This is a genomic window from Candidatus Protofrankia californiensis (assembly GCF_900634765.1).
Lineage (GTDB): Bacteria > Actinomycetota > Actinomycetes > Frankiales > Frankiaceae > Protofrankia > Protofrankia californiensis.
The window spans coordinates 1-4,805 of the sequence record NZ_CAAAFT010000050.1; the positions used below are offsets into that span (position 1 = coordinate 1).

Consider the following 4,805-nt stretch of genomic DNA (forward strand, 5'->3'; position numbering starts at 1 on the left):
GGGGTGTGGCGCAGCCCTTCGAGCGGGAGGGCGTACTGGCCGGTCCGGTCGGGTCGGATGCCCTTGTAGGGGTCGAACGGCAGCTCCATCTGCCGCGCCCTCGGCCGTGCGGCGGCCGGCAGTGGCGCCGCCGGCCGGGCACCGCCCGGCCTGCCGGAGCCAGGCGGACCCGTGGGCGGGCGTCGGCCAGGTCGAGCCGTCGGGGGTGGGCCGGGTTGGTCGACCTCGAACGGCAGCAGCTGCTGGCCGTCTCGGTCCACCCACGCCCCGCCCTCGCGGGGCAGATAGCGCCCGCCCGGGGCGACCGCCTCACCGAAGGGGATGGTCAGCTGCCGGTGCCGCGGCCGGGATCGGGCGCCGCCCGGGGTGGGACGAGGCTGGCGAGGAACGCCTGTGGGCGGGCGAGGGCGGCACTGGCAGCAGCACCAGCGTCCGATCTCCGCGGAGACCCTGCGCAAACGACTGCACGTCGGCGCCGGCACGGCCCGCGGGCTGGTCACCCAGCTCCGCAGCGAAACGCACGTTGCGCTCGACAGTCCGGGGGGACCAGCGTCGCCATAGCGGTTCGTCAATCCGCTTCCCGCTCGGTCGATCCGCGGCGCCCACGTCGCGGTCGAGAGCCTCACCGGGAAGAGGCTGGTCTCGTCCCAGCTTTGGGTTGATCGTTTTAGTGGAGCAGGGAGCGCTGCTGGCCTCGGTGCGGGTAGATCGGATGGGTGAAGGTGGGCGTCGCCCTTCTTCAGCGAGAACGTAGCGTTCACGGCGGTCGAGAGCGGGCGGGACGACGGATGCGCCGTAGTCGACTTAGGCGTACACCCACTCGGAGACGCTGGCCTCCACCTCGCGGCGGTCCTGGGGGATCGAGGATTCGCACAGAGCCGCAGCCACATTACGTTGGGTAGGCCACGCGTCGAGGTGCCCGCCTGAGGCGGGTCCTTTTACGTGTGGCCCCCCGCCGAACCGGACGTGCCCGATTTCCAGGCATCCGCCCACATGAGCCACCGCCGTAAGAAGGCCACATCGAGTTCACGCATTGCCCGGCGGAAGATCCCGTCCGCGTCGGCGCGGTCGAAGTCGCCGGCGTCGGCCAGTTTCCACAGCCAGTCGTGCAGGACGGCCGCCTTGGTGTAACGCCCGTATGTGGGTACCAACCAGGTGAGGAAGCGTGGGACCGACGCGAAGTCGGTCCCAAACCCCTTCGGCACGGTGAAGACCTGTTCTTTTCCCTCGTAGATGACGGGTTCCAACAGGCGCCAGCGGACGTCGTCGATCTCTTCGACGAAGATCCTGTCGCTGAGAAAGGGCATGGGTCCATCGTCGTTCGTTCCGCAGGGGTGGGGGTGAGGACCGGGCAGGCCCGGACGATAGCCGGAGCCAGGAGCGCGACCGGAGGGTCAGGAGGATGGCCGGAGCCGGGCAGGCGACAGGAGGGATTCATACAGGCGGGCGATCTTTTCGGCCACGGCCTGCCAGCCGAACTCGGCGACGGCACGATCCCGGCCCCGCCGGCCCATCACGTCCGCGCGCACGGGGTCGCCCAGCAGCGCGTTGACGGCCTCGGCGAGCGCCGCGGGATCCTCGGGCGGGACGAGCAGCCCGGTCACCCCGTCGTCGACGACCTCGGGGATGCCGCCGACCCGGGAGGCGACCACAGCCGTCCCGCAGGCCATGGCCTCCAGGTTGACGATCCCCAGCGGCTCGTACACCGACGGGCAGACGAAGACGGTCGCGTGCGACAGGAGCTGGATGACCTCGGGCTTGGCCAGCATTCCCGAGATCCACACGACTCCCTTGCGGGTGTCGCGCAGCCGGTCGACCTGGGCTGTCACCTCCGCCAGCAGTTCGGGGGTGTCGGGCGCCCCCGCGCAGAGCACGAGCTGGGCCCGCGGGTCGAACTCGGCCGCCGCCCGCAGCAGCACCGGCAGACCCTTCTGCCGGGTGATCCGTCCGACGAACACCACCGACGGCTGCTGCGGGTCGACTCCGTACCGGGCGAGGACGTCGGTGGCCGGATCCGGGGCGTACTCGTCGGTGTCGATCCCGTTGCCGATGACGTGCACCCTGGCCGGGTCGACCGCCGGATAGGCCGACAGGACGTCCGCGCGCATGCCTCTGCTCACCGCGATGACGGCCGCGGCCGACTCGATGGCGACCCGTTCGCACCATGACGACAGCGCGTAGCCGCCGCCGAGCTGTTCGGCTTTCCAGGGCCGCAGCGGTTCGAGGGAGTGCGAGGTCATCACGTGCGGGATCGCGTACAGCAGGGACGCCAGATGCCCGCCGAGGTTCGCGTACCAGGTGTGCGAGTGCACCAGGTCGGCGTCTGCGGCGGCAGCGGTGGCGGACAGGTCGGCCGACACCGTCCGCAACACCTCGCTGGCGTCCGCGAGCAGCTCCCACGGCCGGTGCGCACGCACCGTGATGCCGTCCGGGCTCGGCCTGTCGGCACCCTGGCAGTGCACGGTCAGGTCCACAAGCTGGGCCAGTTCGCGAGCGAGGTACTCGACGTGCACCCCCGCACCGCCGTAGACCTCCGGTGGATACTCCCTGGTCAGCAGTGAAACGTGCATGCCCGCCCTTGTGGTTGGTGACCTGTGGTTGGTGACCTGGCTGGACCCTGGGCCCGACCGGACTCCGGTGGATCCTGACTCGACCTGGTGCGACCTTGACCCGACCTGCTGTCAGCAGGTGACCGTGACGCCCTTCCCGACGACGGTCACACCCTCCGGGCTCACCGTGAACCCACGGGTACGGTCGTGCTCCTTGTCCACCCCGATCTGGGCACCTTCGGGTACGACCACGTTCTTGTCGAGGACGGCGTTGCGGACCACGGCACGCCGTCCGATCACCGTGTTGTGCATGACGACCGCGTTCTCGACCTGTGCCCACGAGTTCACCCGCACGCCCGGCGACAGGACCGAGTGACGCACCAGGCCACCAGAGATGATCACTCCGTTGCTGACGACGCTGTTGAGGGCCATGCCGGTCCGGTCCGGTTGCTCGTGGACGAACTTCGCCGGCGGCAGGGAGGGGACGCTGGTCAGGATGGGCCAGTTCCGGTTGTACAGGTTGAAGACCGGGTCGACCGCGCACAGGTCCATGTGAGCGTCGAAGTAGGAGTCAAGGGTGCCGACGTCACGCCAGTAGCCACGATCCCGGTCGTTGGCCCCAGGCACGTCGTTGGCGGTGAAGTCGTAGACCTGCGCCACGCCCGCCTTCGTGAGCATCGGGATGATGTTTCCGCCCATGTCGTGGACGCTGCTGTCGTCGTCCGCGTCGGCCCGCAGCGCATCGATCAGGACGTCTGTCGAGAACACGTAGTTGCCCATGGAGGCATACGTCTCCTCGGGACTGTCCGGCAGGCCGGGAGGGTCGGCAGGCTTCTCCAGGAAGGCGTCGATCGTGTGGCCGTCCGCTCCGGGGCGGATCACGCCGAACTGCGTACCCGCGGCTCGCGGGACACGTAGCCCGGCGACGGTGACTCCCGCTCCGCCGGCCAGGTGCTGGTCGACCATCTGCCGGGGGTCCATCCGATAGACGTGGTCGGCGCCGAACACGACCACGATGTCCGGCTGGTCGTCGTGGACGAGGTTGAGGGACTGGTGGATGGCGTCCGCGGACCCGGTGTACCAGTGGGGGCCGAGCCGCTGCTGAGCCGGTACCGGGGTGATGTAGTTGCCGAGCAGGTTGCTCATCCGCCAGGTGGTGGTGATGTGGCGGTCCAGACTGTGGCTCTTGTACTGCGTGAGCACACAGATCCGCAGGTAGCCCGCGTTCACCAGGTTCGACAGAACGAAGTCGATCAGCCGGTAGAGGCCGCCGAAGGGAACGGCCGGCTTGGCCCGGTCGGTGGTGAGCGGCGCGAGCCGCTTGCCCGCACCCCCGGCCAGCACGACACCCAGCACTCGCGGTCTTGACATCCCAGACCTCCCGGGGTGGCGCCGATGATCGTAAGGGCTGGTGGCTCCTGGCCCTGGCAATGCGAAGCGATCATGCCGCGCTGCCTTCGGCCGGCCGGATACCAGCCGGGTTCGGCCGGACCAGCAGTCCCGAAGCCTAACAACGTGTAGTTGAATTCGGGTTTCGGGCTATGAGCTCGCAATGACCTGTCACAACTGGGTTTACCTCCACCCGGGTGGGTGGATCACGTCGGACACTCGTGATAAAGATCATCTAGCTGGATGTTGGGATTCCGGCCGTTTCTGGCATCTGCTCGTATCCATCGAGTACCCACCAGATGGGATGTCCTCACCTGTATCTCCCCACCCGTCCGGCCCGGGCGTCGTAGCAGGCGGGAGAGTGGGCGATCATGATTTTTTGATCCGCCCGCAGGCCCCGGCGGTTGGACTTTCCGTGGTCGGCTGTGTGTGGCCGGCTACGTGTTCGGCTTGGTCAGGTCGTAGACGGTCGTGCCTCCGATCGCGGTCTGGGTGAAGTTCTGCTGGACCCATGCGGTGATCGCGCTGACGGTGCCGCCGGAGTCGCCGCCGCGGCCCGGGCCCCTGCCACCACCGGAGAGGAAGTAGTGGATCTTCCCGGCCTTGGCGTACTCCTGGAAGCGGGAAAGTGAGGGAGCCGGATCGGTTCCGTTGAAGCCACCGATGGCCATCACCGGATCACGGGTCGCGATCTGGACGCCGGCGGCGGAGTTGGACCCGACGATGGCCGCAACCCAGGTGTAGCGCTCGGCGTCCTGCCGCAGGGCTGTAACCAGCTCGGCACTTGGCGTTCCGGCGTTGAGAAGGTTCCCGATGCCGCCGGCCCGGCCGAACATCGCCGCACCCTGCTGGCCGAAGCCGCCACCG

General features: G+C 68.7%; 3 protein-coding genes and 2 pseudogenes. All 5 read right to left on the minus strand.

The window, feature by feature from the left end:
- Positions 1-458: pseudogene (locus DD1DGNOD_RS27685) on the minus strand (hypothetical protein); the annotation flags it as partial.
- 480 nt (positions 459-938) lie between these two features.
- Complete coding sequence (locus tag DD1DGNOD_RS02585; RefSeq protein WP_131769358.1) at positions 939-1,307, minus strand: DUF1353 domain-containing protein; 369 nt, start codon at positions 1,305-1,307, stop codon at positions 939-941.
- 87 nt (positions 1,308-1,394) lie between these two features.
- Positions 1,395-2,570: a glycogen synthase gene (gene glgA, locus DD1DGNOD_RS02590; RefSeq protein ID WP_131765016.1), complete on the minus strand. Its 1,176-nt coding sequence runs from the start codon at positions 2,568-2,570 to the stop codon at positions 1,395-1,397.
- A gap of 111 nt (positions 2,571-2,681) precedes the next feature.
- Positions 2,682-3,920 carry a glucose-1-phosphate adenylyltransferase gene (gene glgC, locus DD1DGNOD_RS02595; protein ID WP_131765017.1) on the minus strand — a complete coding sequence of 413 codons (1,239 nt, stop codon included), beginning with the start codon at positions 3,918-3,920 and terminating at the stop codon, positions 2,682-2,684.
- Between the two features lie 455 nt (positions 3,921-4,375).
- Positions 4,376-4,805, minus strand: a pseudogene (locus DD1DGNOD_RS28660) (glycosyl transferase); the annotation flags it as partial.